We start from the raw sequence: 26,414 nt of genomic DNA, 5'->3' as shown, positions 1-26,414 counted from the left end.
ATGGGAAAATTATACACATTCTTAAAATATTTTTTTATTACAGTTTGGACTGTTTTTGTTGTGGCACCTTTTCTTTGGGCACTTACAACTTCTTTTAAAGATTTTAATTCAGTAAATGGAGGTGTTACTTACATCCCGTGGGTTGATTTTGAACCAAACTTAGAGGGTTGGAGAGTTTTAATTAAATCTCCAGCACAAGGAGGAGTAGACATTGTTGAACCTTATTTTAATAGTTTGTTTGTAACATGCACTGCAAGTTTAGTTAGTATTATACTTGGAACCTTATCTGCTTATGCTCTTTCTAGATATACATTTAAAGCTGGTCCTATAAAGAATAATGACATTACATTTTTCTTCATTTCTCAAAGAATCATGCCACCAATTGTTTTATCCATACCTTTCTTTTTATTTCTTGGTGCAGTTAATTTATTGGACAGTCTATTTGGACTAATAGTTGTTTATATTGTTTTGTTAATGCCAATAGCAGTTTGGATTATGGTTGATTTTTTTAATAAAGTTCCAAGAGAGATAGATGAAACGGCATTGATAGATGGATGTAATCCTTATCAGGCATTTTATAAAGTTGTATTACCAAATTCAATACCAGGATTAATTGTTGCTGGAATGTTTTGTATTATATTTGGATGGATTGATTTCTTTTTTGCTTTTATTTTAACCTTTACTGAAGTGCAGTTACTTCCTGTAAAAATTGTAGCTTTAAACTCTTCAATAACACCATGGTGGAGTTTATCAGCCTCAGCACTAGTTTCTGTTGCTCCATTAATTGTTGTTGCATTTATTGTTGAGAGATATTTATCAAAAGGAAATCTATCAGGAGCAATTAAATAATGAATTTAGTTGGTGAAAACTTATCGTATAAATTAACTGAAGAACTTCAGTTAAGAAAAATCTCTTTTAATTTTGAAAAAGGTAAATTGTATACGATTTTGGGAAGAACACTTTCTGGGAAAACCACTTTATTAAAAACAATAGCAGGGCTACTTATGCCAGATAGCGGATCGATTAGATTTGAAGATAAGAATTTTTTAGAGATACCCGTGTGGAAAAGAAATATTGCTATGGTTTATCAGCAATTTATTAACTACCCTCACTTAAATGTTTTTGAAAATATAGCCTTTCCTCTAAAACAAAGAGGTTTAGACCCTCAAAAGATTAATGATGAGGTTTTTAAATCTTTAAAATTAGTAGGACTAGAGGGTTATGAAAAAAGAAAGATCCAAGAATTATCAGGTGGCCAACAACAAAGGGTTTCAGTTGCAAGGTCACTTGTAAAAAATGCAAAGATTTTACTACTTGATGAGCCACTAGTTAATTTGGACTACAAGTTAAGAGAGCAGTTAAGAGAAGAGTTTAAAAATATATTTGTTAATGGTTTATCAAAGGAAAGTATTGTAATTTTTTCGACAACAGACCCCAGGGAAGCAATGGAACTTAATGGTGAAGTCATTGTTCTTGATGAAGGTAGAGTGCTGCAAGTAGGAGCAGCAAAAGAAATATTTGAAAATCCCAAAGATTTAAAGGTTGCTGCTATTTCAAATGACCCACCTATGAATATTTTGAAAGCTGACTTAGGTTCTAATAAAATAAAATTTGAAGATATTGAAATAGATATTCCAAATCATTTATCTAAATTAACAAATAAGAATTTTAATTTTGGTATAAGAGCATCCGATATTGAATTGAATGATAATGGCTTTGAATTTGAAGTGGAGCTTGCAGAAATTAGTGGTTCAGAAACTTTACTACACCTTACAAGGGGAAATTTAAAAATTATAACTAGTATAGAGGAAGTGATGGATTTTAAAATTCGTGATAAAGTTAAAATTAACTTTAAATCCAATAGAGCTTATGCATTCGATGAAGTTGGAAATTTAGCTTCATCACCATTTAGAGGTGGTAATGTCTAAAATTAATTTAAATAAAATATCTCACTCATATAATCCAAATGATCCTAATCCGACTTATGCATTAAACCCATTCTCGATGGTTTGGGAAGATGGAAAAAGATACGCAATTTTAGGACCATCTGGGTGTGGAAAAACAACGATGTTAAATATTGTGTCAGGCTTAGTAAGACCCTCATCAGGAAAAATACTATTTGATGAAAAAGATGTTACTGATCTTAAAACTGAGAGTAGAAATATTGCACAAGTTTTTCAATTTCCAGTTATCTATAGCACCATGACAGTGTATGATAATTTAGCTTTCCCTTTGAGATGCAGAGATTTTTCTCAAGAAATAGTGGAAGAAAGGGTTAATTCTGTGGCTGAAACGTTAAATTTAAAATCTTTTTTAAAATTACCAGCTAGAAAACTCACTGCTGATCAAAAACAATTGATTTCACTTGGTAGAGGGCTAGTAAGAGAAGATGTTGCTGCAGTATTAATGGATGAGCCATTAACAGTTATAGACCCTGATTTAAAATTTAAATTAAGAAGAAATCTCAAGGAAATAAATGAGAAATATAAAACAACCCTTGTTTATGTAACTCACGATCAAAATGAAGCGATGACTTTTGCAGATAATATAATAGTTATGAGTGAAGGTGAGGTGGTTCAAACAGGAACTCCTAAAGAATTATTTGAAAGACCAAAAACTACTTTCGTTGGATATTTTATAGGATCTCCTGCGATGAATTTATTTGAATCAGAAACTTCGTCAAATAATAGTGTTAAAATTAATGATACTTTGATTAAAACAAGTACAGATTTATCAAAATTAAAAAATAATAAAGTTAAATTAGGCATAAGATCTGAATTCATAAAGATAGCTGAAAATCAAAAAGAGAATGTTATTAGTGTTGATGTAGAAAAGGTAGAAGACCTTGGAAATTATAAACTATTAACTGCTAAGATGGGTAACCTTACAATCAAGTCTAAAATAAATAGAGAAACTGAAGTTCCATCAGAAAAGGCAAACCTTCATATTCCTCCAGAGAAATGTTGCGTGTATGAAGATGAAAAATTAATATAGATAGATTTAAAAGACTATTATTTACATGCTTATTTCCCGTATATATTAAGTCCTAAATTAAGGTATAGTTAATTTATGAATTTTAGACTAGCCAAACTTAAAGAAAAATTATTTCCACTGGATTAAACATGGTTTCAAATGTTACTAAAAAACTTAATTTAAATACTGAAGATCTAAAAAGACAAAAAAACATAATTAGCAAATTAAACTTAGCAAAACTTCCTTTTGATATATCGCCAGATAGAATGTGCGCTCTTAACTTAGAAATGGCCAGACATTCAAGTGCTGTCTTAAAGTACCAAGAGGATAAATCTGGTATTAAATGGATTTTTTCTTCAATTAAAAAATATAAAGTTTTTTTAATAATATTTGAATCTAATGAGTTAGGAGAAGAGATATATAAAGAAAAAATTTCTAGCAAGCTACCAGAGTATTCTTATAAAACAGTTGCTCAAATAGTTGATGATGGAATAAAACTAAATTTTTTTACTAAATTGGATGCAAGATCAAAAAAAACAACAGATCTAAAAATTAGGAATGTTAGACCTTCAGAGGAAGTTATTATTGAATTTATAAACTGGAAAATTGACTTACTAGCTTCTATAATGAAATTCAAACAAGATTTAATCAATTAGGGTTAGTGCAATACCAACCCTAAATTTAAGGGTCTTTAACGATTATAATATTTAATTATAATCAAGAGTTGTTTATTTAAAAAAAATGCTTTTAAAAACTAGAATTACTTACGGTAATTTTTTGCTTATAATATTAAAAAAATAATCTTTGGATAAACCAATAAAAGCCAATAGATGCAATAATCATTGAAATCGGTTTAGTAACTCTATTTTGGTACCATGATTTTTTTTGGAATAATAGTGCAATTAAAATATATGACAAAATAATTACACTGATCTGACCAAGCTCAACTCCAACATTAAAAGAAATTAAACTTGAAATAAATAGGTTTGTTGAAATTCCAATTTCATTTAAAACTCCTGCAAAACCCAAACCATGAAGTAGACCAAAAATAAAAATTATATAAGGTCTTGTTCTTCTTATACTTTCAGTAAACAAATTTTCAATTGCTATAAAGCAAATAGATAGAGCAATGATTGGCTCAATAATAATTGCTGGAATTGTTATTATTTTTAGTGCACCCAAGAACAAAGTAATTGTGTGAGCTAAAGTAAAAATTGAAACTTGTAAAACTAAAGGTCTCAGTTTTGGAGATAAAAGAAATAGCGCTAGTACAAATAAAATGTGATCCAAACCCTTTGGTATAATGTGATTAAATCCTAGCAAGGTATATTCTTTAACATTTTGAAAAAGTCCCACCTCTATTTTATTCTTTATACTAAACCATTTAGATTGTTTACCCCCCTCAATCAATTCAGCATAGAGAGGTTTATTACGAATTGAATTAATACGTAAAATAATTGATCCTAAATTTTTATCCCAATAAAATTTAAATCGTTCTTCTTCAATATTTTGAATATCAAAAGTAACAATAGTATCTCTAATTATGTCAGTATTACCCACTTCTGGTATGACTACGCTTATCAAGGTTAAGTTTAAATTTGAAATATTGGATGTTAGATTAATTTTATTATTAAAATTTTTGATCTTAGAGTTAAATTGATGCAGTAAAAATGTTGGGTCCATTCTTCTTAAATCCTTATATTCTTCAGATTTTTCAGAATCTTCAGTATTAGAATGTTTTGTTTCTATGCCTGCAATAATAGCTTCTAAATTTAATTGGATTGATAGATTTGCGTTTGTGATATTATCTTCCTCATAAATATTAAGATTTGCAATTGCTGGACGCAGTTCGTGAGCATAAGATGATTTAATAAAGAATAGTATGAATATAAATATCTTAAAAAACATTAATTTATTAAAGCAATTTCTATATTTATTTGTAATCATATTTTTAGTAACTTTTTTAAAAATTAAAGTACATGCGCACGAGTTATGGCTTGAACCAATTAATTTTAATTTTAATAACAAGGAATTATTTAAAACTAATATTAATATTGGTCAAGATTTTATGGGTTCTCCTTTTGGGTTTTATAGCCCAAATAAAAAAAGCCTATATTTAGAAAATAGAAATAAAGTAACAAAATTATCACAGAGGGATGGAGATTTTCCAGCAATTCAAATGTTAATTTCAGAGCAAGGATTTCATGTTTTAAACTATGAAACTAATAATGAATTCTTAAAGTATGAATCCGTTGAAAAATTTGAAGATTTTGTAAAAGAACAGGGCCTTCAAAACACTATAGATAAGTTTGATAGAAATAAGATTCCTACAGAAAATTATAGAAGGTTTGCAAAAGTATTAATTACCGATGGAAATAAAGGTTTTTTTATTCAAAAATCAAAATTAGATTTTGAAATTATTGCCTTGAGCACACCTTACAAACTTAAGAATGGTTTTTTTGAATTTCAACTTTTTGAAAAAAATAAGCCATTAGGAAATTGGCAAATTACTATTTTTAGTAAAGATGAAAATAATACTTATAAAGAAAAGATCAAAACCAATTCAAATGGAGTAGGAAAAATAAGAACTATTGAAAATAGAACTTATTTATTAAGTGCTGTTAAGCTAAATAAAGCAAATTATTTCCAAAAACTTAAATTCAAATCAGATTGGTTTAGTCTATGGGCAAGCCTAGTGATAAAGAAATAAAATACTTTAATACACTTTTTGGTTGTGTATATTTTTGTTTGTGTCTAAATTTTATATACAGATAGGTCCATTTGGCACAACTTGGGGTTAACTATTCCGTAGACAGCTGCATCTAACTGTGGGTAATATAAAGGTAGTTAATTAACTAATATAATAAGGGAGAGAAACAATGATTAAAGATAAAAAATCTTTGAAGGCTACAACACCTTCAAGACGTAAGTTCTTTAAAGCGGCAGCAGTCACAGGTGCAGCAGCAGCAACAGCTGTAGCAATGCCTAATATTGCAACTGCAGGATCTCACGCTACTGTATTAAAGATGCAAGCTGCTTGGCCTTCAGGCGCAAACATCTTTTTTGAAATGGCGCAAGACTACTGTAATATGGTTAGTGACATGTCTGGTGGATCACTTAAAATTGATCTTCAGCCTGTTAACTCAATCGTTAAAACTTCAGAAATCGGAGCAGCGGTAAGTGATGGAATCGTTGATATGGGTCACTGGGTGACAGCATATTGGTATGGTAAAAACGCTGCAGCTTCACTTTTTGGAACTGGTCCTTCATACGGAATGTCATCTCAAGAAGTTATGGGATGGATGGAACGTGGTGGTGGAAGAAAACTATATGAAGAAGCAGTAGCTAGTGTTGGATATAACTACACTGGATTCTTTCATATGCCTATGCCAGCACAACCTTTTGGTTGGTTCAAAAAGAATGTAACTAAAGTATCCGATGTTAAAGGTATGAAGTATAGAACAGTTGGTCTAGCGACTAACGTTTTAACTGCTATGGGAATGGTCGTAAGACAATTACCAGGTGGTGAGATCCAACCAGCAATGAAAACTGGTTTGATTGATGCTGCTGAGTTTAACAACCCAACATCAGACTCACAGTTTGGAATGCAAGATGTCTCTAAACACTATCACTTAGGAAGTTTCCACCAATCTCAAGAGATGTTTGAAATTCCTATGAACACAAAGAGACTAAAAAGCCTTTCACCTGCTCATCAAGCTATCTTAAAAAACGCTGCTTATGCTGCGAATACAGATAACTACTTCAAAGCACTTGTTAGATATTCTGACAGTTTAGCTATGTTGATGAACGAGCATAAGGTTAATGTTTACCAAACGTCTGATGCTATTTTAGCTGAGCAGTTAAAAGGTTGGGATAAAATTGTTGGAGAGTTCTCTGCAAAAGATGCATTCTTCAAGAAGGTTATCGATTCTCAAAAAGCATATGCTAAGAAAGTAATGAAGTACTTGCTGATGAATCAGCCTAATTACAAACTAGCTTATGAAAATGAGTTTGGTCCAATTGGAAAAGTTAAAATCTAATTAGCTTTTAAATAATTTAAAAGAGGGGAGTTTAGGCTCCCCTTTTTTTATAGTACAGTTTTTGGAAAATTAGGGTATTCTATTTAAATCATGATGAGAGCCTACATAAAATTTGCTGACACATTAAGCACTTCAATAGGGAAGGCTTTTTCTTGGTGTATTGTCATTTTAATGGGTGGAACTTGCTATGAAGTAACAATGGCATATATATTTAACAAACCAACACTTTGGAATTTTGACTTTAGTATGCAAATGTATGGTGCAATATTGATGATGTCAGGAGCTTATTGTTTGGCAACGGAATCTCATGTCAGAGGAGATGTGATTTACAGATTATTCAAACCAAGAACACAAGGCTGGATTGATTTAATACTTTATTTTATTTTCTTTTTTCCTGGCGTAATAGCTTTAGCATTTTATGGATTTGAATATGCGGCACTTGCTTGGAAGATAAAAGAAACTAGCTGGAGTAGCCCAGCACAGATTAATATTTATATGGCAAAATCTTTGATACCAGCAGCAGGAGTATTCTTAACCATACAAGGAGTTGCTGAAGTATTTAGATCAATCATTTGTATTCAAACGGGACATTGGCCTGCAAGAATGGTTGTTGCAGAAGAAACAGAACAAATTTTAATGAGAACAGCTCAGGACGAGGATCAAAAAGATGTTATTTAGTTTAACAAATCCGGAAGTAGCTATCTTCATGATGGGGATATTTTTATTTGCAGTACTATTAGGTTTTCCAATTGCATTTACTCTAATGGCGATGGGAATAGGCTTTGGATATTATGCTTATTATGATCCTGTTTTAATGGATCATATTTTTGATAATAGAATATTTTCATTATTTGTAAAAAATACCTACACAGTTATGGATAATAATGTCCTCACTGCAGTCCCACTCTTTTTATTTATGGGGTATTTAGTTGAAAGAGCTGGAATTGTATCAAAATTATTTTTTGCCATAAGACTTGCAGCTCATAGATTGCCAGCTTCAATGGCAGTAGCTGCATTAATAACTTGTACTTTATTTTCTACAGCAACTGGAATTATTGGTGCTGTTGTAACTTTAATGGGCTTACTTGCTTGGCCCGCAATGGTTAAAGCGGGATATGATAAAAAATTTGCATCAGGAGTAATTTGTGCTGGGGGATGTCTGGGTATTTTAATACCACCAAGTATTATGTTAATTGTATATTCAGTGATTGCCCAATTATCACCTTTAAGATTATTTGCTGCAGCAATTTTCCCAGGACTTTTACTTGCAAGTTTATATATAGCTTATGTTGTAATCAGAGCTTGGATAAATCCATCAATTGCACCCAAGCCAGATGCAGCAGACATTCCACCAAGAGCAGAGATTTTAAAAGAAGTACTAGTTTCTTTTGTCCCTCTTTTTGGGTTAATAATGTTAGTACTTGGAACAATTTTAGCAGGCATAGCTACGCCAGCTGAGGCTGCAGCAGCAGGAGCATTTGGAGCAATACTCTTATCCTGGTTTTACAAAACTCTTAAGTGGCAAAGTTTTAAAGAATCTGTTTTTCTAACAGCAAAAACCACAGCAATGATTATGTGGTTATTTATTGGTTCATGGACTTTCTCTTCAGTCTTTTCTTATTTAGGTGGTCATGAAATTTTTGAGCATTTTTTCAAATCAATAGAAATAACAACTTGGCAATTCTTAATAATTACACAAATAATAATTTTTCTTTTAGGATGGCCGTTAGAATGGACTGAAATCTTAATTATATTTGTACCAATATTTTTACCGTTACTTGAGGTATTTGATGTTAATCCATATTTCTTTGCAATGTTGATTGCTCTTAATTTACAAACATCTTTTTTGACACCGCCCATGGCCATGTCTGCCTATTATTTAAAAGGTGTACAAAAAAACAATGTTGAGCTGATGGAAATATTTGCAGGAATTATGCCATTCTTGGCCATAGTAATATTTGCAATGTTCCTTATGTATATGTTTCCAGGTATTGCTTTGTGGCTACCAGAAACATTATTTGCAAATTAGGTAATTTAGAATTATGAACATATTTTCCCTTACAACTAATAAGTTAGTAGAACATTTAAAAACAGGCCAAATTTCCTCTGTAGAAGTCTGTACACAATATATTGAAAGAATTGAAAAATTTGAAAAAGATATCAATGCTTGGGAATATTTTGATAAAAAAAAACTTTTAGAAAAAGCAGAAGAAGCGGATGAATACAGAAAATCAGGAAAGCCCCTAGGTTCTTTACATGGCCTACCAATTGCAGTTAAGGATATAATAGGCACTTTTGAAATGCCTACTGAATGTGGAACTCCATTAAGAAAAAAAATGCCAAGTTCTCAAGATTCTGAAGTTGTTAATTTACTTAAAATTGCAGGAGCAATAGTTATGGGAAAAACTGTAACTACAGAACTTGCATATTTTCACCCAGGAAAAACTACTAACCCACACGATAATTCAAGAACACCTGGTGGATCTTCAAGCGGTTCTGCAGCTGCAGTTGCAGCTCATATGGCACCACTATCAATTGGATCACAAACTAATGGATCAATTATTAGACCAGCTTCTTATTGTGGGGTTGTTGGGTACAAACCATCTTATGGACTAATTTCTAGAAGTGGAGTTTTAAAACAGTCAGACAAGCTAGATCACATTGGTGTTTTTGGAAAAACAGTTGAAGATGTTGCCTTATTAACAAAAACATTAATTAAAAAAGATTTATACGATAGTTCAACTATTCATTATTCATCTGATGAAATGTTAAAAGTTTGTAAAAAAGGACCATTATATGAACCAAAATTTATCTTTTACAAAACCAAAAATTGGAAAAATGTAGATAAAGAATCCCAAAAGTCTTTTGAGTTTTTTATAAAAACATTCAAAAAAAATATTGAAGTATTTGATACACCATCATATTTTGAAGATATTCCAAAATATCATAAAATAATTCATGAAACAGATATGGCTAATAATTTTCATGGTTATTACAAAAAATCTAAGAAAAAACTTTCTAAAGAAATGGTTGGCGCCATCGAAAGAGGTTTAAAATACTCAGCAAAAGATTATGTTGAAGCGATGGACTTTATGAAAAGAAGTTATGAATCTTTTAAAGAAGTTTTTGAGGACTATCATGGTGTTTTAAGCCCATCCACAACTGGGGTTGCACCTAAGGGTTTAAAGAGTACAGGCAGCCCAGAATTCTGCACTACCTGGACTTATATGGGTTTACCTTCTATTTCATTACCTTTACTTACAGGTGCTAATAATTTACCATTAGGAGTTCAGTTAATTGGAGACAAGCTAGATGATTTAAGATTTTTAGGTGTAGCCAATTGGTTAGAAAAAAATTGTAAAAAATATGCTAAATAATATAACAAAATTTCTAGGTACTTTTCTTGCAGCAATTTTTCTCATCGGTTTAGCAACCACATTGACAAGATCCTCAATGATAGGTTTTTGGGATGTGTTGCCAGTATTTATTTTGATGGCTATTGCAATTTTTATGATGGTCTACGAAGCCTTTTTCGACAAAAACTAATTTTCTACTTGTAGTGAATAATTCTAAAAATAATTATTTACCTTTTCTATTATTATTTATCCAACCAATTTTTATGGCTAGCAATTTGATAGTTGCAAGAGGAGGAGTTGAGTATGTACCACCAATTTCTTTAGCTTTTTGGAGGTGGGCAGCTGTCTTCTTAATGTTGCTCCCTTTTACTTTTATCTCATTAAAAAAAAATTTTAAATTTGTAAAAAAAGAATACAAAAGAATATTTTTTATTGGATCAATGGGCTGCGGTGTTTGTGGAGCTTTTCCATTTTTAGCAGGACAAACGACGACAGTTACTAATATGGGAATTATTTACTCATCATCTCCAATATTTATAATTCTAATCTCCTGCATCTTTTTTAAAGAAAAAATAAATTTTCTTAGAATTGTTGGTCTGGCTTCTTGTTTAATAGGTGTTTTTGCTATCATTATTAAAGGTGATTTATCTCTGTTAATTAGCCTTAAATTTACAATTGGTGATTTATGGATGCTAGCTTCTTCTATTGGGTGGGCTCTCTACTCTATTTACTTATTTTACTGGAAAACTAATTTAAAAATTTTTGATAGATTTACTTTGATTGCTTTTTTCGGTGTAGTGAGTTTGCTTCCATTTTATTTAATAGAAGAGACTTTCTTTGTAAGAACTGTTTTTAATTCAGACTTTTTTATGTGGGTTTTATTTGCAGCTATCTCACCAGGAATTATAGCTTTTACGTTATATACAATGGCCCAGAAAAGTCTTGGAGCATCAATTACTGGTTTCACTTTATATATATTTACCGTCTACAGTGCTATTTATGGTTATTTATTTTTTAATGAGCAGTTAGAGTATTATCATTATTTAGGAACTGTCTTAGTTTTTGGTGGAGTTTATTTAGTTAAAAAAAAAAGTAAATATGAAAAAAAAAATTAAAGAGTATTTATTGAAAATAATTTTAATTATACCGATAGCATACTTTTCTTTACTTTTTATTATATTTATATTTCAACGAAACTTATTATACGAGCCAAAAGAAAATAATTTCTTTGGTGACGAATTAAAAGTTAAAATAGAAAAAGTAAAAATTAAGACGAGTGATAATTTTGAATTACTTGGATGGTTTCATGAAAAAGATCTTAGCAATTTTAAAACTTTAGTTTTCTTCCATGGTAATGCAGGAACATTAGAAAATAGAATACATAAAATTAATCATTTTAAAGACATGAATATAAATTTTCTAATAATTTCTTGGAGAGGATTTAGTGGAAACTTAGGCAAACCATCAGAAAAAGGTCTATATGAAGATGGTGAAAGTGCAATTAATTGGTTAAAAAGAAAAGGTCTTAAAGATAATGACATTGTTCTGTATGGTGAGTCTTTAGGTACTGGGATCGCAACTCATGTTGCTCAAAACCATAAATTTGCAGGCGTTATACTAGAATCTCCATTTACATCTATGGTTGACGCAGCAAAAAATGTGTATCCATATTTTCCAATTAGATTTTTACTTAAAGATAAATACGAAAGTGATAAAAAAATTAAAAATCTTAAGTCCCCAATTCTGATTATGCATGGAGAAGAAGATAAAATAGTGCCATTTTGGATGGGTAAAAAGATGTACAAGCTTGCTAATGAGCCAAAATATTCTTATTTTTCTGAAAAAGACAATCACATGATGGAATATAATGAAAAAATGATTCTAGTTTTGAAAGAATATTTAAAGAGTTTAAATTAAGCCACAATCTGACCAAATAATTTACAAATTTCATTTCTATAAATAGATATTGAAAAAATTTATTATAACATCATTTTACTTAATCTTTATTTCAAGTTCTGTAATTGCAGAAAATATAGAATCTTCAGCAAATACTCTTTTTCATATAGGTCAGATGACCTCTCATAATAAAAATTTTACTCTTTTTTTTAAAACTAGAGATAAAGCTATTTTAGCAAGAGGTGAGGATTATAATTATGTTACAGATTTTCCTCAGGATTTATATATCTATAATTATAAAACAAAAATTTCATCACCATTAATTTCATATGAATGGTTTCCTTCACAGGCAAAACACCTCTTAGAAGGTTATGACTATCCAGTTTTCCCAGAAGATTTTGCTTATTATTTGTTAAAAGATAACAATACTTTAGTCATGATTAGTGCAACTAAAAATATAAGAAAAAATTTTAAATTTGATATTGCTAATAAAAAATTAAACTCATATCCATCAAATGGTAAGTTTGATTTTATAATTTCATCAATAGCAAAAAATTGTGGGCATTCAAACCTTAAAGAAAATTATAGATGTAGCTACTACAAACCTTTAATTTCTAATAATCTAATTAATTAATTTGAGTAAATGCTTCAGCAAATTTTTCTGCATTAAAGATTTGTAAATCATCTTCTTTTTCACCAAGCCCAAGAGCAATTATTGGAAGCTTATATTTTTTAGCAAGTGCTAATAAAATTCCTCCTTTTGCAGTGCCATCTAATTTTGTCATTATCAAACCAGTAAGAGGTATAATTTTATTAAACTCTTCCACTTGACGGATAACATTTTGACCAGAGGTTGCGTCAAGTACTAGGATTACATCGTGAGGAGCATCTGGATCTATTTTTTTAGTCACATGGGCAATTTTTTTGTATTCTTCCATTAAATTTTTTTTATTTTGTAATCTCCCTGCTGTATCAATTAAAACATGACTAAAATCATTTTTTAATGCTTCTTCTATTGCTTTGTAGGCAACTGATGCGGGGTCTGACCCTTGAGTAGATTTTATAATATGTACATCAATTTTATTAGCCCAGCTTTCTAATTGTTCTATAGCAGCTGCTCTAAACGTATCGCAGGCAGAAAACATAACTTTGTTACCGTTAGATTTTAAAATTTTACCAACTTTTCCAATAGTTGTTGTTTTTCCAACCCCATTAACACCTGATACTAGGACTGCGTTGAGCTTTTCTTTTTTATTAAAAAAATTCTCATTTTCCAAAGGTTTCATTAAAGTGATTATATAGTTTTTAAGAATTAAATTTACCTCATTCATAATATCTTTTTTTGGGTCAATTTTTTCTTGGGCAATAATTTTTTTAATTTCTTCAGCTGCAACAAGACCAACATCTGATTGAATTAAATATTCTTCAATTTGATCTAATGTTTTGTCATCTATCTCTTTTTTTACAATTATATCTCTTAAACCAGACGTAAATGCAGAAGCACTTTTTTTAAAACCAATTTTAAATTTATCAAAAATTCCCATTATAATTTAATGTCGATATTTTTGATATCAGACACGGGTCCTTTCATATGAATGCTATTTCTTTCATCAATAGAAATTGTTAAATTACCTAATGCAAATTCTATATCTGTAGTTTTTTCTACCAGATTATTAATATTAGCTGCAACAGCAGTTGCACAAGCTGCAGTACCACAAGCCTTGGTAAGTCCAGCTCCTCTTTCCCAAACTTTTACTTTTATTAAATTTTTATTCATAACTTTTGCCAAGGTCACATTACATTTTTCTGGAAATAGTGGATGATTTTCAATTTTTGGACCAATAGTTTGTAAGTCAAATGCTTCAATATCTTCTACAAAAAAAATTATGTGTGGATTGCCTACATTTATGGCTGTTCCACCAATATGTTTGGTGTTATTTCTGTCCATAATTTCAATTTTTAAGTCTTGTGTATCTAGCTGCTTACTTAAAGGAATCTCCTCCCAATTAACTTTTGGTATACCTATTTCGGTTTCAACTAAATTACTTCCTAAGATTTTTGATTTTAGAGAGCCAGAAGCTGTTAAAAGTGTTATTTCTTTTTTACCACTTTCTTTTGATAGAAGGCCTGCCACACACCTAGTGCCATTTCCACAAGCACCAGATGCGCTTCCATCTGAATTATAGAATTCTACATCTGCATCTATTTCTTTATTTTTCTTAATTAGAATGAGTTGATCACATCCAATGAAACTACGATCACATACTTTAATTATTTGATCTTTGTTTAAATTGAAGTCCTGGCTTCTTTGATCAATAATTACAAAATCATTGCCCAAACCATCCATTTTAAATGCTTTAATATCCATATGTAGATATTTAACTTATTTATTGACTTTTTGAACCTCTATTATAGGTTGTCTTCGTTTCCACAAAAACGTTAAATTTGTGGTGTCTTTGGAGACAAAGAGATCAACACTAGTCAGCGATATTCGCCCACTAGTGCGAAACTGCTGTGCGTAATAAATATGTTTGAAAACTTAACAAATAAATTCGAAGAAATTTTTTCTTCTTTAAAAAAAGCAGCTTCACTTGATGAGAATCAAGTAGATGAAGGCCTAAGAAGTATTAGACAGGCTTTATTAGAAGCCGATGTGTCTCTAGATGTAACTAAAGATTTTATAGAAAAAGTTAAGCCAAAGGTTATGGGTCAAGAAATAATTCGATCAACCTCTCCAGGAGATATGGTTGTTAAAATTGTTAATGATGAACTAGTAAGCCTTTTAGGTGAAAGTAACACAGATATTAATTTAAATGCAGTTCCGCCAGTTCCAATGATGCTGGTAGGTCTTCAAGGTTCTGGTAAAACTACAACAACAGCAAAATTAGCCAAATATTTAGAAAAAAATAAAAAGAAAAAAATAATGATGGTCAGTCTTGATGTGTATAGGCCAGCTGCACAAGAACAACTAAGATCATTAGGAGAGCAAAATGATATTTTAACATTACCTATTATTGAAGGGCAGCTACCAGCAGATATTTGTAGAAGAGCAGTTAGTGCTGCAAACCTAAATGGTGCAGAGATTATATTATTTGATACAGCAGGCAGAACACAAATCGACCTTCAGATGATGAGTGAGATTAAACAAATAGAAAGTATAATTAACCCAACAGAAGTATTTTTAGTTGCAGATTCTTTAACGGGACAAGTTGCTGCAGAAGTGGCAAAAGAATTTAAGAATACTGTAAATTTGACAGGTATTGTTTTAACAAGAGCTGATGGTGATGCAAGAGGTGGTGCGGCCCTTAGTATGAAATATGTTTCTCAAGTGCCAATTAAGTTTTTAGGGGTAGGAGAAAAAATAGAAAATTTAGAGGTTTTTCACCCAGATAGAATAGCTAATAGAATATTAGGTATGGGAGACATCGTTTCTCTTGTCGAAAAAGCTGCAGAAGACCTGGGTGAAGAGAATATAAAAAAAGCAGAAGAGAATTTAAAAAAAGGACAATTCTCTATGGAAGATTATTTAACACAGCTTAGACAAATGAAAAAAATGGGAGGCATAGAAGGAATTATGTCGTTTATGCCAGGTGTTTCTAAAATGAAATCACAAATGGATGCTTCGGGAATTGATGAAAGCGTTATTACTAAAAATGAAGCAATCATTTTATCTATGACAAAAAAAGAAAGAGGAAATCCTAAAATCATTGATGGTTCTAGGAAAAAAAGAATTGCTAATGGCTCTGGAACAGATGCGGCCACTATCAATAAATTGCTCAAGCAATTTAAAATGATGTCTGAAATGATGAAGAAGATGTCAAAAGGAAACCTGAAGGGTATGTCTGATAAAGGAATACCTCCAGAGCTACTAAATCAACTTAAATAAAAAAAGGAAAAAAAATGATAAAAATAAGACTATCAAGAGGTGGAACAAAGAAAAGACCAGTATACAAAGTAGTTATAGCCGACAGTCGTCGTGCAAGAGATGGAAGATTTATTGAGAAGGTAGGATTCTTTAATCCTCTTTTACCAAAAGATAAAAAAGAAAGAGTAGGACTAGAAGCAGAAAGAATTAAATATTGGTTAGGTCAAGGTGCTCAACCAACTACTAGAGTTGCAAGAATTTTAGGTGAAAATGGTATTATTGCAATGCCTGCAAACGGTAGTAATCCAAATAAAGCTATTCCTAAAAAAGAAAGAAAAAAAAAGGGAGACGAAGCAGCTCCAGCAGCTCCAGCAGCAGCAGCTCCAGCAGCAGAAGCTCCAAAGGAAGAAGCTCCTAAAGCAGAAGCAGCTCCATTAGCAGAAGCTCCTAAAGCAGAAGCAGCTCCATTAGCAGAAGCTCCTAAAGCAGAAGCAGCTCCAGTAGCAGAAGCTCCTAAAGCAGAAGCAGCTCCAGTAGCAGAAGCAGCTCCAGTAGCAGAAGCTCCAAAGGAAGAAGCTCCTAAAGAAGAGGCTAAATAGTTGAAGTTATGTGGCAAGCTCAAGTATTCACACTCTATCCTGATTTTTTTCCTGGCCCTTTAAGTAAAGGGCTATATGGAAAAGCTTTAACAAATAAAATTTGGGATTTAAAAGTTGTAAATATTAGAGAGGCCGCTGAGGATAAACACAAAACAGTAGATGATACTCCTTTTGGAGGTGGATCTGGAATGCTATTGAAAGCTGATATTTTAGCAAAATCTCTTGATGAAAATAAAAAAAAAGGTGAAAGAATTTTTTATTTATCACCAAAAGGAAAAAAGCTTGATCAGAAATTGGCATTAGAACTATCTAAAGAAAAATCCATTAGTTTAATTTGTGGTCATTTTGAAGGTGTTGATGAAAGATTATTATCTACAAGGAATATAGAAGAACTTAGCATAGGAGATTTTATTTTATCTGGAGGTGAAACCGCAGCATTTGTTGTGTTGGATAGTGTTCTTAGGTTGCTTCCAGGTGTCTTGGGAAATGAATGTTCAAAGACTGACGAGAGTTTTGAGAACGGGCTTTTGGAGTACCCCCAATACACAAAACCTCAAATTTGGGAGGAAAAAAGTGTTCCAGAAGTGTTATTATCAGGAGATCACAACAAAATTAAAGACTGGCGTTTATCACAATCAGAGGCTATAACACGCGTCCGAAGACCAGATTTGTGGGAAAAATATAAGAAAAACTAACCTAATAAATACTACTATGAAAACAATTGAAGAAATAAACCAACATAACGTTAAAAAAATACTAGCTGAGAAGAAAATTCCAGATTTTTTTCCAGGAGATATAGTAAAAGTTGGTGTTAGAATTACAGAAGGTAAAAAAGATAGAATTCAATATTTTGAAGGTGTGTGTATTGCTAGAAAAAATAGAGATTTAAACTCTTCGTTTACAGTTAGAAAAATATCATTTGGTGAAGGTGTTGAGAGAACATTCCCACTATATGGAACAGTAATTGATTCAATTACTGTTATTAGACATGGAAAAGTTAGAAGAGCAAAATTATATTACTTAAGGGATAGAACTGGTAAATCAGCTAGAATTGCTGAAAGGATTAGAAAAAAAATTGGTATAGAAGTTGATGTTAAACCAGAAACGGTAACTGAAGAAACTTTAGCACCAGTAGCAGAAAAACAAGCGGAGGTTCAAGCAGAACCTAAAAAACAACCAGAAGTTCAAGCAGAACCTAAAAAACAACCAGAAGTTCAAGCAGAACCTAAAACAGAAAAATCAGAAGAAAAAAAATAATTTTTTTTTCAATGCCTTTAACTCTTTACGATAAAATTTGGAACGATCACATAGTAGATCAGCAAGATGATGGCACGGCATTATTATTCGTTGATCGACATTTAGTACATGAAGTTACAAGTCCACAAGCTTTTGAAGGATTAAGAAACTCTAATAGAAAAGTTAGACAACCTGGTTTAACGCTAGCAGTTGCGGATCATAATGTTCCAACTACCGATAGATCTAAAGGAATAGCAGATGTGGAATCTAAAATTCAAGTAGATACCTTAGAAAGGAATTGTAAAGAATTTGGCGTTCAGTATTTAGGAATGAATGACAAGAGACAAGGAATTGTTCATATCATTGGTCCAGAACAAGGTTTTACACAACCTGGAACAGTAATTGTTTGTGGAGACAGTCACACAGCAACACATGGTGCATTTGGTGCTTTGGCATTTGGAATTGGTACTTCCGAAGTAGAACATGTCCTAGCAACACAAACATTAGTTCAAAAAAAAGCAAAGAATTTTAGAATTAATGTTAATGGAAAACTTCCAATTGGTGTTACCTCTAAAGATGTAATCTTACAAATTATAGGAAAAATTGGAACTGCAGGAGGAACAGGGTCAGTTATTGAATATGCTGGTAGCCTGATTTCGTCATTAAGCGTGGAGCAACGAATGACAATTTGTAATATGACTATTGAGGGAGGAGCAAGAGCAGGATTAATTGCTCCAGATGAAAAAATATTTGAATATTTAAAAGGTAAACCGATGTCTCCAAAAAATGAAAATTGGGATAAGGCTATGAAATATTGGGAAAGTTTAAAAACTGATGATGGAGCTAAATTTGATAAAGAAATAGATTTAGTAGCAGAAGACATTTTACCTATGATTACCTGGGGAACTTCTCCACAAGATGTAATTACTATAGATGGCAAAGTTCCAAATCCTAAAAATGAACAAGATGAAGATAAAAGGAACTCTCTAGAAAGGTCATTAAATTACATGGGCTTAAAAGCTGATACACTAGCTACAGACATTAAGATTGATAAGGTTTTTATAGGAAGTTGTACAAATGGAAGAATTGAAGATTTAAGGGAAGCTGCGAAAATATTAAAAGATAAAAAGAAAGCATCCCATGTTCATGGAATGGTTGTTCCAGGCTCAGGCTTAGTTAAAGAGCAGGCAGAGCAGGAAGGCCTAGATAAAATATTTATAGCTTCAGGTTTTGAATGGAGAGAACCTGGTTGTTCAATGTGTCTTGCAATGAATGCAGACAAATTAAAACAAGGAGAAAGATGTGCTTCAACTTCAAATAGAAATTTTGAAGGAAGACAGGGTAGAGGTGGAAGAACACATTTAGTCAGTCCTGGAATGGCAGCAGCAGCTGCAATTTCTGGAAACTTAGATGATGTTAGAAAGTATCAAAACTAAAATGCAAAAATTTAACTCACTTACAAGTATCCCAGTATATTTACCAATAGTAAATATTGATACAGATATGATTATTCCAAAACAATTTCTTAAAACAATTAAAAGAACAGGGTTAGGAAAAAACTTATTTTTTGAAATGAGGTATGATGATAATGGAAATGAAATAAAAGATTTTATTTTAAATCAAGAACCTCACAATCAATCAAAAATATTAATTGCGGGAAAAAACTTTGGCTGTGGTTCATCAAGAGAGCATGCGCCATGGGCACTTTTAGATTTTGGAATTACATGCGTGATAAGCTCTAGTTATGCTGATATTTTTTACAGTAACTGTTTTAAAAATGGAATTTTACCAATCACTTTACCAGAAGAAAAAATAAAAGAATTATCAGAATATTCAAAAAGAAAAGAAGAAATTTCAATAGACCTAAATGAAGAAAAGATAATTTTTGGAAATAGTGAAATCAAGTTTAACATTGATCCTTTTAAGAAAAAATGTTTATTAGAAGGGCTTGATGATATTGCGCTGTCATTAGCCAAAAAAGAAAAAATCACAACCTTTGAAGAAAACTTAAAAAATAGTAAACCATGGATATTTAATGATAAAAATTAAAAAAAGAAAAATTTTACTTCTACCTGGGGACGGTATTGGACCTGAAGTTATTCAAGAAGTTAAAAAAGTTATTTTATGGTTGAATTCAAATAAATCACTAGATTTTGAAATTGATCAAGATTTAGCTGGTGGTTGTTCTTATGATAAACATGGAACACCAATTACGGATGAAGTTTTTTACAAAGCTTTAGAAAGTGAATTTGTTATGTTGGGTGCAGTTGGTGGACCAAAATGGGATAACTTAGATTTTTCAAAAAAACCAGAAAGAGCCTTATTGAAATTAAGAAAAGAATTAAAACTATTTGCAAATTTAAGACCTGCAATTTGTTTTGAGCAATTAGTTGACGCCTCAACCCTAAAACCAGAAATTGTATCTGGATTAGACATTATGATAGTTAGAGAATTAACAGGTGGAATTTATTTTGGTGAGCCAAGAGGAATTAAGCCAATAGAAAATGGTGAAAGAAAAGGGATTAATACCCACTCATATACAACTAGTGAAATAGTTAGAGTAGCAAAAGTAGCTTTTGATCTAGCAAGAAAGAGATCAAATAAGGTTACTTCATGTGAAAAGTCGAATGTAATGGAAGCTGGACAACTTTGGAAAGAAGAAGTCCAAGAGCTACATGACAAAGAATATAAAGATGTAGAATTAAGTCATATGCTTGCTGACAATTGTGCAATGCAATTATTAAAAAACCCAAAGCAATTTGATGTGATTGTTACAGATAATTTATTTGGAGATATGCTTTCAGATCAAGCCTCAATGTTAACTGGGTCTCTAGGTTTATTGCCATCAGCTTCTTTAGGTGCAAAAAATAAAGATGGAGAAATGAGAGCTATGTATGAACCTATTCACGGTTCTGCACCAGATATTGCTGGAAAAGAAATTGCAAACCCAATAGCCTCAATTTTAAGTTTTGCAATGGCCTTAAGATACTCATTAGATTTAGATAGTGAAGCTGATGCTTTAGAAAAAGCTGTGCAAGATGTCTTAAATGATGGTCTTAGAACAAAAGATATTCTTTCTGAGGGAAAAAAAGAAGTATCAACATCAGCTATGGGTGATGCGATAATTTCAAAATTGCAATAATTAAATAATTATTCTAAAGTTCTGGAATGCCAAATTATACTGCACCAGTAGAAGACATGATGTTTCTTTTTGATAAATTAAGAAATAATAAAAATTATAATGATCTTGAAAAATATAAAGAAGTTAACTCAGAATTAGTAAAAGATATTTTAGAAGAAGCAGCTAAGATTAATCAAAACTTAATATTACCATTAGCAAAATCAGGTGATGAAAATCCAACAGTTCTGGAGAATGGTGTGGTTAGAACACCACCTGGCTATAAAGAAGCTTATTCTAAATATATAGAAGATGGCTGGACTTCACTTTCTTGTGATCCAAAATATGGAGGACAAGGAATGCCAAAAACTGTAAGTGCTTTTTTTGACGAAATGTTATCATCTGCAAGTTTGTCATTTAAACTTTATAGTGAGTTAAGTATTGGTGCATATAATTGTATTTCTCATCATGCTACAGATAAAATAAAAGAAAAATATCTTCCAAAAATGGTTGAAGGAAAATGGAGTGGTACGATGTGCCTTACTGAACCAGTTTGTGGAACTGATTTAGGACTTTTAAAAACTAAAGCTATTGAGCAATCTGATGGAACTTTTAAATTAAGTGGGCAGAAAATTTTCATTACTTCAGGTGATCAAGACTTAACAGAGAATATTATCCATTTAGTTATTGCAAGGGTAGCTGATTCTCCGGCAGGAACAAAAGGAATAAGTTTATTCTTAGTCCCCAAGTTTGTAGTAAATGAAGATGGATCTATTGGTGCTAGAAATGGAGTTTCTACAGGTTCTATAGAAAGCAAAATGGGAATTAAAGGTTCTGCTACATGTGTATTAAACTTTGATGATGCAACTGGTTATATGATTGGATTAAAAAATAAAGGGTTAAATGCAATGTTTACTATGATGAATTTAGAGAGAATTGTTGTAGGAATTCAGGGCTTAGGAATTTCTGAAATTGCCTATCAAAATTCTTTAAGTTACGCAAAAGAAAGGAAACAAGGAAAAACAAATAATACAAAATCAACTAATGGAGCAGATTTTATAATTGAGCATGCTGACATTAGAAAATCTCTGCTTAATATGAAATCTATTATTGAAGGTGAAAGAGCATTATGTTTTTGGCTGTCTCAACAAACAGAAGTTAGCCTTTATCATCCAGATGAAAAAATAAAGCAGGAAGCATCAGATCTTGTGTCGTTAATGACACCAGTAGTTAAAACGATGTTTAGTGATATGGGAATGGAAATAACAAGTGAGGCTATGCAGGTTCATGGTGGTTATGGGTACACAAAAGACCAAGGAATAGAACAATTATATAGAGATAATAGAATCACACCTATTTATGAAGGAACAAATTCAATCCAAGCAGCAGATTTGGTTTTTAGAAAATTAGTAAATAAAAATGGTGATATAATTGATAAGTATTTGGAATTAATCAAAAATGATTGCAGTATTGAAAATGAAAAATTAAAACCTTTTATAAAAGAATTAAAAACACACCTAGAAATCTTATCTACTTTTACCGTTTGGATTAAAGAAAAAGTACAAAACTCAAAAGATGATGCAAGTGCAGCATGCAATGACTATTTAAAAGCATTGGGTTTTGTATCCATAGCGCATGCGTGGATAAAAGTTTTAGAAGTAAGTTTTAAAGATTATGAACAAAACAAAGACTTTTATGAAGATAAAATACAAACTGCAAATTTTTATTTTAAAAGAGTTTTACCAAGAGTCGAAAGTCATTTTAAAACTGCTACATCAGGAAGTGACTATATAATGAATTTTAAATTCAGTTAATATGAGTCATTACAATACAAATTTAGATAAAAATGAAGCTAATTATGTTCCTCTTTCTCCTTTAACATTTTTAGAAAGAACTAGAGATATATATCCAAATTATGAAGCCTTAGTTTATGAAAGTAGGTCGTATACCTGGGGAGAGGTTTATAATAGATGTGTTAAGTTTGCTAGTGCACTAGATAAATTGGGCGTAAAAACTGGAGACACAGTTTCTATAATGGCTTTCAATACACCGGAAATTTTTGAAGCCCATTATTCAATACCAATGGTAGGAGCAGTAATTAATGCAATCAATACAAGACTAGACCCCAATACAGTAAGTTATATTTTACAGCATAGTGATGCAAAGGTTTTAATTGTAGATAGACAATTTCATGATGTAATTGAGAAGGCTTTAAAGAATGTTAAAAATAAAATTACAATTATTGATATAGAGGACCAAGACATAGATACAAGTTCTTTTAAAAAAATAGGAGAACTTGAATATGAAAGTTTTTTAAATACAGGTGATGAAAATTACGAATGGAAAAAGCCAAAAGATGAATGGGAAGCAATTTCATTAAGTTATACATCTGGAACCACTGGAAATCCAAAAGGAGTAGTTTATCATCACAGAGGCTCATATTTGATGTCAACAGGCAGCGCCACAGCTTGGAATATGCCTAATAAACTAAATTTTTTATGTGTTGTGCCAATGTTTCATTGTAATGGGTGGTGCTATCCTTGGACACTAGCAATGCTACATGCAAGAGTAATTTGTTTAAGAAACATCGATGTAAAAAAGATGTTTGAATTAATTGATAAATATGAAGTAACTCATTTTGGTGGAGCCCCAATTGTATTAAATATGATTGTTAATGCTCCAAAAGAAGATCAAAAAACTTTAAAAAAAAAAGTAAATGTTTTGACTGCAGGTGCACCGCCACCAAGCATCATCTTTGAAAAAATGGAAAACCTTGGCTTTGAAGTGATGCATGTTTATGGATTAACGGAAACTTATGGTCATATGTTGCAGTGTGCATGGAATGAAGATTGGAATTCTTTAGAAAAAGATAAAAAGAATGAAATCAAAGCAAGGCAAGGTGTAAGGTACCCAAACACAGAGGGTGCTATTGTAATGGATCCAGAAACGATGAAGCCAGTACCCAAAGATGGAAAAACCATGGGTGAAATTATGATCAGAGGAAATATTGTAATGAAGGGTTATTATAAGGATAAAGAGGCAACAGATAAATCAATGGCAGGTGGATGGTTTCATTCAGGAGATTTAGCCGTGACCCATCCTGATGGATATATAAAAATTCAAGATAGATCTAAAGATATTATTATTTCTGGAGGAGAAAATATTTCTTCAATAGAAATTGAAAATGCAATTGCAAAACACCCTTCAGTTTCTTTAGCAGCCGTAGTTGCTAAGCCAGATGAAAAATGGGGAGAAACACCTTGTGCTTTTGTTGAATTAATTAAAGATAAGCCAGCAACTGAAAAAGAAATAATAGATTTTTGTAGAGAAACATTGGCAGGATTCAAAATCCCTAAAAGTGTTATTTTTTGTGATTTACCAAAAACTTCAACAGGAAAAATCCAAAAATTTGAACTAAGAAAAAAAGTTAAGGAATTAAGTTGATCTTTCAGGTAGACAATAAGAATGTCTTTGTATCAAATTCAGGTCAAGGTATTGATAAAAAAAAAGTCACAATAGTTTTAATTCATGGAAGTGGTCTTTCACATATTGTTTGGTCTTTAACAGAGCAGTATTTATCAAATCAAAATTATAATGTTTTAGCAATTGATTTACCTGGTCATGGAAATTCTGAGGGTGATTGTTTAAAATCGATAGAAGAAATTTCAGATTGGTTAGAAAAAGTTTTTAAAGAACTTAATGTTTCTGAATTAACAATAATAGGTCATTCCCAAGGGTGTTTGGAAGCATTGGAATATTATTCAAGATATCCAAAAAGAGTTAAAAATTTAATATTTATTGGTGGTTCTTATAGAATGTCCGTTAATCAAGATTTAATAGATCTTGCTGAGAGTGGAGATGATAAAGCAGTTAAATTAATGATGAAATGGAGCTATGAAAACTCTAAAAAGTTCATTGGAGGTAATCCTGTAGAAAAAATTATTAATTCTTCAAGAGATATTAGGGAGGTTTTAGCCATTGATCTTGTAGCTTGTAATAATTATAAAAATGGATCTGAGGCTTTAAAATCAATCAAGTGTCCCACATTATTTATTTTTGGTGAACTAGATAAGATGGTTAACCTTGAAAAAGGCAAGAAATTTGCTGAACTTATTCCTAATTCAAAAACTCATATAATAAAAGAATGTGGACATATGATTATGTTTGAAAAAGCTTTTGAAATGAGAGAAAAGATCTCTGAATTTTTAAAAAAATGAAAAACTTTTCAATAGCAAAATCTAGAAGATTAAGAAGTACTCCTTATACTGCAAGAATAGAGAAACAAGGGGTTACAGCATACACAATTTATAATCATATGCTGTTACCTGCTGCATTTGGATCAATAGAAAATAGTTACAAACATTTAAAAGAGCATGTTCAAGTATGGGATGTTGCTGCAGAAAGACAAGTAGAAATATCAGGAAAAGACTCTGCAGAATTAGTACAATTGATGACATGTAGAGATTTATCAAAATCTAAAATTGGAAGATGTTATTATTGTCCAATAATAGATGAAAATGGAAATTTAGTTAATGATCCAGTTGTTCTAAAGCTGGATGAAAATAGATGGTGGCTATCAATAGCAGACTCGGATGTAATCTTTTTTGCCAAAGGTTTAGCATTTGGACATAAATTTGATGTTAAAATTATAGAACCAGTGGTGGATATAATGGCAATACAGGGTCCGAAATCATTTGCATTAATGGAAAAAGTTTTTGGAAAAAAAATTACTGAACTAAAATTCTTTGGATTTGATTATTTCGATTTTGAAGGGACAAAGCATCTTATAGCAAGGTCAGGATGGTCTAAGCAAGGTGGATATGAAGTTTATGTTCAAAATACAGAGTCAGGACAAAAATTGTACGACTATCTTTTTGAAGTTGGAAAAGAATTTAATGTAGGACCTGGGTGCCCAAACTTAATAGAGAGAATTGAGAGTGCATTACTATCTTATGGAAATGATTTTGATAACAGTGATAATCCATTTGAATGTGGTTTTGATCAATATGTTAGTTTGGATAGTGATATAAATTTTTTAGGAAAAGATAAACTAAAAGAAGTTAAATCAAAAGGAGCCCAAAAGAAGTTAATGGGTATTAAAATTGATATAAAAGAAATTAGTCTCACAGGATCAAAAAATTTATATGATGAGAAAAATAATATAATTGGTGAATTAAGATCGGCTTGTTATTCACCTCATTTTCAAATGGTTATTGGAATAGCAATGATCCAGAAGTCCTACTGGGAAGTATCTCAAACCTTTAAAATTCAAATAAATGATAACACTTTTCGTGGAAAAGTTTGCGATTTACCCTTCATCTAGTATAAAAG

The 26,414-nt window shown here is 31.3% G+C and carries 26 protein-coding genes; 23 read left to right on the top strand and 3 right to left on the bottom strand.

The window, feature by feature from the left end:
* From ABXT45_RS06820 to ABXT45_RS06805, 4 genes are all read left to right on the top strand, one after another.
* The gene (locus ABXT45_RS06820) at positions 1–849 is read left to right on the top strand and encodes a carbohydrate ABC transporter permease (protein ID WP_415290424.1); all 849 of its coding nucleotides are present in this window, start codon (positions 1–3) and stop codon (positions 847–849) included.
* Entirely contained in the window at positions 849–1,928 is a 1,080-nt protein-coding gene (locus ABXT45_RS06815) for an ABC transporter ATP-binding protein (RefSeq protein ID WP_415313362.1), read from the top strand. The genes ABXT45_RS06820 and ABXT45_RS06815 overlap by 1 nt, the downstream gene beginning before the upstream one ends.
* Positions 1,921–2,994 carry an ABC transporter ATP-binding protein gene (locus ABXT45_RS06810; RefSeq protein WP_415313360.1) on the top strand — a complete coding sequence of 358 codons (1,074 nt, stop codon included), beginning with the start codon at positions 1,921–1,923 and terminating at the stop codon, positions 2,992–2,994. Before ABXT45_RS06815 ends, ABXT45_RS06810 begins: the two co-directional genes overlap by 8 nt.
* Positions 2,995–3,122: 128 nt before the next feature.
* Positions 3,123–3,629, top strand: coding sequence for a hypothetical protein (locus ABXT45_RS06805; RefSeq protein WP_415313358.1), 507 nt, complete (start codon positions 3,123–3,125; stop codon positions 3,627–3,629).
* Between the two features lie 133 nt (positions 3,630–3,762).
* Here ABXT45_RS06805 and ABXT45_RS06800 read toward each other — a convergent pair whose 3' ends face one another.
* A complete protein-coding gene (locus ABXT45_RS06800) occupies positions 3,763–4,881 on the bottom strand; it encodes a HupE/UreJ family protein (RefSeq protein WP_415313356.1) in 1,119 nt (372 codons plus the stop codon).
* On the opposite strand from ABXT45_RS06800, the gene ABXT45_RS06795 reads away from it, so the two are divergent.
* From ABXT45_RS06795 to ABXT45_RS06760, 8 genes are all read left to right on the top strand, one after another.
* On the top strand, positions 4,856–5,683 hold the full coding sequence (locus ABXT45_RS06795) for a DUF4198 domain-containing protein (RefSeq protein WP_415313354.1): 828 nt from the start codon (positions 4,856–4,858) through the stop codon (positions 5,681–5,683). The genes ABXT45_RS06800 and ABXT45_RS06795 overlap by 26 nt on opposite strands.
* Positions 5,684–5,852: 169 nt before the next feature.
* Positions 5,853–7,013 (top strand): TRAP transporter substrate-binding protein, encoded by a 1,161-nt coding sequence (locus ABXT45_RS06790; RefSeq protein ID WP_415294915.1) that lies wholly within the window; start codon positions 5,853–5,855, stop codon positions 7,011–7,013.
* A gap of 93 nt (positions 7,014–7,106) precedes the next feature.
* The gene (locus ABXT45_RS06785) at positions 7,107–7,691 is read left to right on the top strand and encodes a TRAP transporter small permease subunit (RefSeq protein ID WP_415279175.1); all 585 of its coding nucleotides are present in this window, start codon (positions 7,107–7,109) and stop codon (positions 7,689–7,691) included.
* Positions 7,681–9,042, top strand: coding sequence for a TRAP transporter large permease (locus tag ABXT45_RS06780; protein ID WP_415294914.1), 1,362 nt, complete (start codon positions 7,681–7,683; stop codon positions 9,040–9,042). Before ABXT45_RS06785 ends, ABXT45_RS06780 begins: the two co-directional genes overlap by 11 nt.
* A gap of 10 nt (positions 9,043–9,052) precedes the next feature.
* Positions 9,053–10,390: an amidase gene (locus ABXT45_RS06775; protein ID WP_415314450.1), complete on the top strand. Its 1,338-nt coding sequence runs from the start codon at positions 9,053–9,055 to the stop codon at positions 10,388–10,390.
* A 182-nt stretch (positions 10,391–10,572) separates the two neighbouring features.
* Entirely contained in the window at positions 10,573–11,484 is a 912-nt protein-coding gene (locus ABXT45_RS06770) for a DMT family transporter (RefSeq protein WP_415313352.1), read from the top strand.
* Positions 11,468–12,286 (top strand): alpha/beta hydrolase, encoded by an 819-nt coding sequence (locus ABXT45_RS06765; RefSeq protein ID WP_415313350.1) that lies wholly within the window; start codon positions 11,468–11,470, stop codon positions 12,284–12,286. Before ABXT45_RS06770 ends, ABXT45_RS06765 begins: the two co-directional genes overlap by 17 nt.
* A gap of 49 nt (positions 12,287–12,335) precedes the next feature.
* The gene (locus ABXT45_RS06760) at positions 12,336–12,899 is read left to right on the top strand and encodes a hypothetical protein (protein WP_415313348.1); all 564 of its coding nucleotides are present in this window, start codon (positions 12,336–12,338) and stop codon (positions 12,897–12,899) included.
* Here the strand turns inward: ABXT45_RS06760 and ftsY are convergent.
* Both ftsY and dapF read right to left on the bottom strand, forming a co-directional pair.
* Positions 12,892–13,809 carry a signal recognition particle-docking protein FtsY gene (ftsY, locus tag ABXT45_RS06755; protein WP_415313347.1) on the bottom strand — a complete coding sequence of 306 codons (918 nt, stop codon included), beginning with the start codon at positions 13,807–13,809 and terminating at the stop codon, positions 12,892–12,894. The genes ABXT45_RS06760 and ftsY overlap by 8 nt on opposite strands.
* On the bottom strand, positions 13,809–14,633 hold the full coding sequence (gene dapF / locus ABXT45_RS06750) for a diaminopimelate epimerase (protein ID WP_415313345.1): 825 nt from the start codon (positions 14,631–14,633) through the stop codon (positions 13,809–13,811). The genes ftsY and dapF overlap by 1 nt, the downstream gene beginning before the upstream one ends.
* 159 nt (positions 14,634–14,792) lie before the next feature.
* On the opposite strand from dapF, the gene ffh reads away from it, so the two are divergent.
* Genes ffh through ABXT45_RS06695 form a run of 11 tightly spaced genes read left to right on the top strand, consistent with a single transcriptional unit; the run spans position 14,793 to position 26,406 of the window.
* Positions 14,793–16,151, top strand: a complete 1,359-nt coding sequence (gene ffh / locus ABXT45_RS06745) for a signal recognition particle protein (RefSeq protein WP_415313344.1) — start codon at positions 14,793–14,795, stop codon at positions 16,149–16,151.
* A 14-nt stretch (positions 16,152–16,165) separates the two neighbouring features.
* Positions 16,166–16,729: a 30S ribosomal protein S16 gene (gene rpsP, locus ABXT45_RS06740; protein ID WP_415313342.1), complete on the top strand. Its 564-nt coding sequence runs from the start codon at positions 16,166–16,168 to the stop codon at positions 16,727–16,729.
* An 8-nt stretch (positions 16,730–16,737) separates the two neighbouring features.
* Positions 16,738–17,424, top strand: coding sequence for a tRNA (guanosine(37)-N1)-methyltransferase TrmD (trmD, locus tag ABXT45_RS06735; RefSeq protein ID WP_415313341.1), 687 nt, complete (start codon positions 16,738–16,740; stop codon positions 17,422–17,424).
* Between the two features lie 16 nt (positions 17,425–17,440).
* Complete coding sequence (rplS, locus tag ABXT45_RS06730) at positions 17,441–17,986, top strand: 50S ribosomal protein L19 (protein WP_415313339.1); 546 nt, start codon at positions 17,441–17,443, stop codon at positions 17,984–17,986.
* Positions 17,987–17,997: 11 nt separating this feature from the next.
* A complete protein-coding gene (gene leuC / locus ABXT45_RS06725) occupies positions 17,998–19,401 on the top strand; it encodes a 3-isopropylmalate dehydratase large subunit (protein ID WP_415313337.1) in 1,404 nt (467 codons plus the stop codon).
* Position 19,402: 1 nt separating this feature from the next.
* Entirely contained in the window at positions 19,403–20,014 is a 612-nt protein-coding gene (leuD, locus tag ABXT45_RS06720) for a 3-isopropylmalate dehydratase small subunit (RefSeq protein ID WP_415314449.1), read from the top strand.
* A complete protein-coding gene (gene leuB / locus ABXT45_RS06715; RefSeq protein WP_415278166.1) occupies positions 20,001–21,107 on the top strand; it encodes a 3-isopropylmalate dehydrogenase in 1,107 nt (368 codons plus the stop codon). The genes leuD and leuB overlap by 14 nt, the downstream gene beginning before the upstream one ends.
* Before the next feature lie 26 nt (positions 21,108–21,133).
* Positions 21,134–22,897 carry an acyl-CoA dehydrogenase family protein gene (locus ABXT45_RS06710; RefSeq protein ID WP_415313336.1) on the top strand — a complete coding sequence of 588 codons (1,764 nt, stop codon included), beginning with the start codon at positions 21,134–21,136 and terminating at the stop codon, positions 22,895–22,897.
* A 1-nt stretch (position 22,898) separates the two neighbouring features.
* Positions 22,899–24,527: a long-chain-fatty-acid--CoA ligase gene (locus ABXT45_RS06705; RefSeq protein ID WP_415313334.1), complete on the top strand. Its 1,629-nt coding sequence runs from the start codon at positions 22,899–22,901 to the stop codon at positions 24,525–24,527.
* On the top strand, positions 24,524–25,300 hold the full coding sequence (locus ABXT45_RS06700; RefSeq protein WP_415313332.1) for an alpha/beta fold hydrolase: 777 nt from the start codon (positions 24,524–24,526) through the stop codon (positions 25,298–25,300). The genes ABXT45_RS06705 and ABXT45_RS06700 overlap by 4 nt, the downstream gene beginning before the upstream one ends.
* Positions 25,297–26,406 (top strand): dimethylsulfoniopropionate demethylase, encoded by a 1,110-nt coding sequence (locus ABXT45_RS06695; RefSeq protein WP_415313331.1) that lies wholly within the window; start codon positions 25,297–25,299, stop codon positions 26,404–26,406. Before ABXT45_RS06700 ends, ABXT45_RS06695 begins: the two co-directional genes overlap by 4 nt.
* Positions 26,407–26,414: the final 8 nt, after the last annotated feature.

It is taken from the genome of Candidatus Pelagibacter sp. Uisw_106 (genome assembly GCF_047724975.1).
GTDB lineage: Bacteria > Pseudomonadota > Alphaproteobacteria > Pelagibacterales > Pelagibacteraceae > Pelagibacter.
This window is presented reverse-complemented; position numbering and strand designations above follow the sequence as displayed.

Excerpts from the sequence above, each read along its gene's own strand:
- ABXT45_RS06820 (WP_415290424.1), top strand. The coding sequence starts at position 1 with ATGGGAAAATTATACACATTCTTAAAATATTTTTTTATTACAGTTTGG.
- ABXT45_RS06815 (WP_415313362.1), top strand. The coding sequence starts at position 849 with ATGAATTTAGTTGGTGAAAACTTATCGTATAAATTAACTGAAGAACTT.
- ABXT45_RS06810 (WP_415313360.1), top strand. The coding sequence starts at position 1,921 with ATGTCTAAAATTAATTTAAATAAAATATCTCACTCATATAATCCAAAT.
- ABXT45_RS06805 (WP_415313358.1), top strand. The coding sequence starts at position 3,123 with ATGGTTTCAAATGTTACTAAAAAACTTAATTTAAATACTGAAGATCTA.
- ABXT45_RS06795 (WP_415313354.1), top strand. The coding sequence starts at position 4,856 with ATGAATATAAATATCTTAAAAAACATTAATTTATTAAAGCAATTTCTA.
- ABXT45_RS06800 (WP_415313356.1), bottom strand. The coding sequence starts at position 4,881 with ATGTTTTTTAAGATATTTATATTCATACTATTCTTTATTAAATCATCT.
- ABXT45_RS06790 (WP_415294915.1), top strand. The coding sequence starts at position 5,853 with ATGATTAAAGATAAAAAATCTTTGAAGGCTACAACACCTTCAAGACGT.
- ABXT45_RS06785 (WP_415279175.1), top strand. The coding sequence starts at position 7,107 with ATGAGAGCCTACATAAAATTTGCTGACACATTAAGCACTTCAATAGGG.
- ABXT45_RS06780 (WP_415294914.1), top strand. The coding sequence starts at position 7,681 with ATGTTATTTAGTTTAACAAATCCGGAAGTAGCTATCTTCATGATGGGG.
- ABXT45_RS06765 (WP_415313350.1), top strand. The coding sequence starts at position 11,468 with ATGAAAAAAAAAATTAAAGAGTATTTATTGAAAATAATTTTAATTATA.
- ftsY (WP_415313347.1), bottom strand. The coding sequence starts at position 13,809 with ATGGGAATTTTTGATAAATTTAAAATTGGTTTTAAAAAAAGTGCTTCT.
- dapF (WP_415313345.1), bottom strand. The coding sequence starts at position 14,633 with ATGGATATTAAAGCATTTAAAATGGATGGTTTGGGCAATGATTTTGTA.
- ffh (WP_415313344.1), top strand. The coding sequence starts at position 14,793 with ATGTTTGAAAACTTAACAAATAAATTCGAAGAAATTTTTTCTTCTTTA.
- rpsP (WP_415313342.1), top strand. The coding sequence starts at position 16,166 with ATGATAAAAATAAGACTATCAAGAGGTGGAACAAAGAAAAGACCAGTA.
- trmD (WP_415313341.1), top strand. The coding sequence starts at position 16,738 with ATGTGGCAAGCTCAAGTATTCACACTCTATCCTGATTTTTTTCCTGGC.
- rplS (WP_415313339.1), top strand. The coding sequence starts at position 17,441 with ATGAAAACAATTGAAGAAATAAACCAACATAACGTTAAAAAAATACTA.
- leuC (WP_415313337.1), top strand. The coding sequence starts at position 17,998 with ATGCCTTTAACTCTTTACGATAAAATTTGGAACGATCACATAGTAGAT.
- leuD (WP_415314449.1), top strand. The coding sequence starts at position 19,403 with ATGCAAAAATTTAACTCACTTACAAGTATCCCAGTATATTTACCAATA.
- leuB (WP_415278166.1), top strand. The coding sequence starts at position 20,001 with ATGATAAAAATTAAAAAAAGAAAAATTTTACTTCTACCTGGGGACGGT.
- ABXT45_RS06710 (WP_415313336.1), top strand. The coding sequence starts at position 21,134 with ATGCCAAATTATACTGCACCAGTAGAAGACATGATGTTTCTTTTTGAT.
- ABXT45_RS06705 (WP_415313334.1), top strand. The coding sequence starts at position 22,899 with ATGAGTCATTACAATACAAATTTAGATAAAAATGAAGCTAATTATGTT.
- ABXT45_RS06695 (WP_415313331.1), top strand. The coding sequence starts at position 25,297 with ATGAAAAACTTTTCAATAGCAAAATCTAGAAGATTAAGAAGTACTCCT.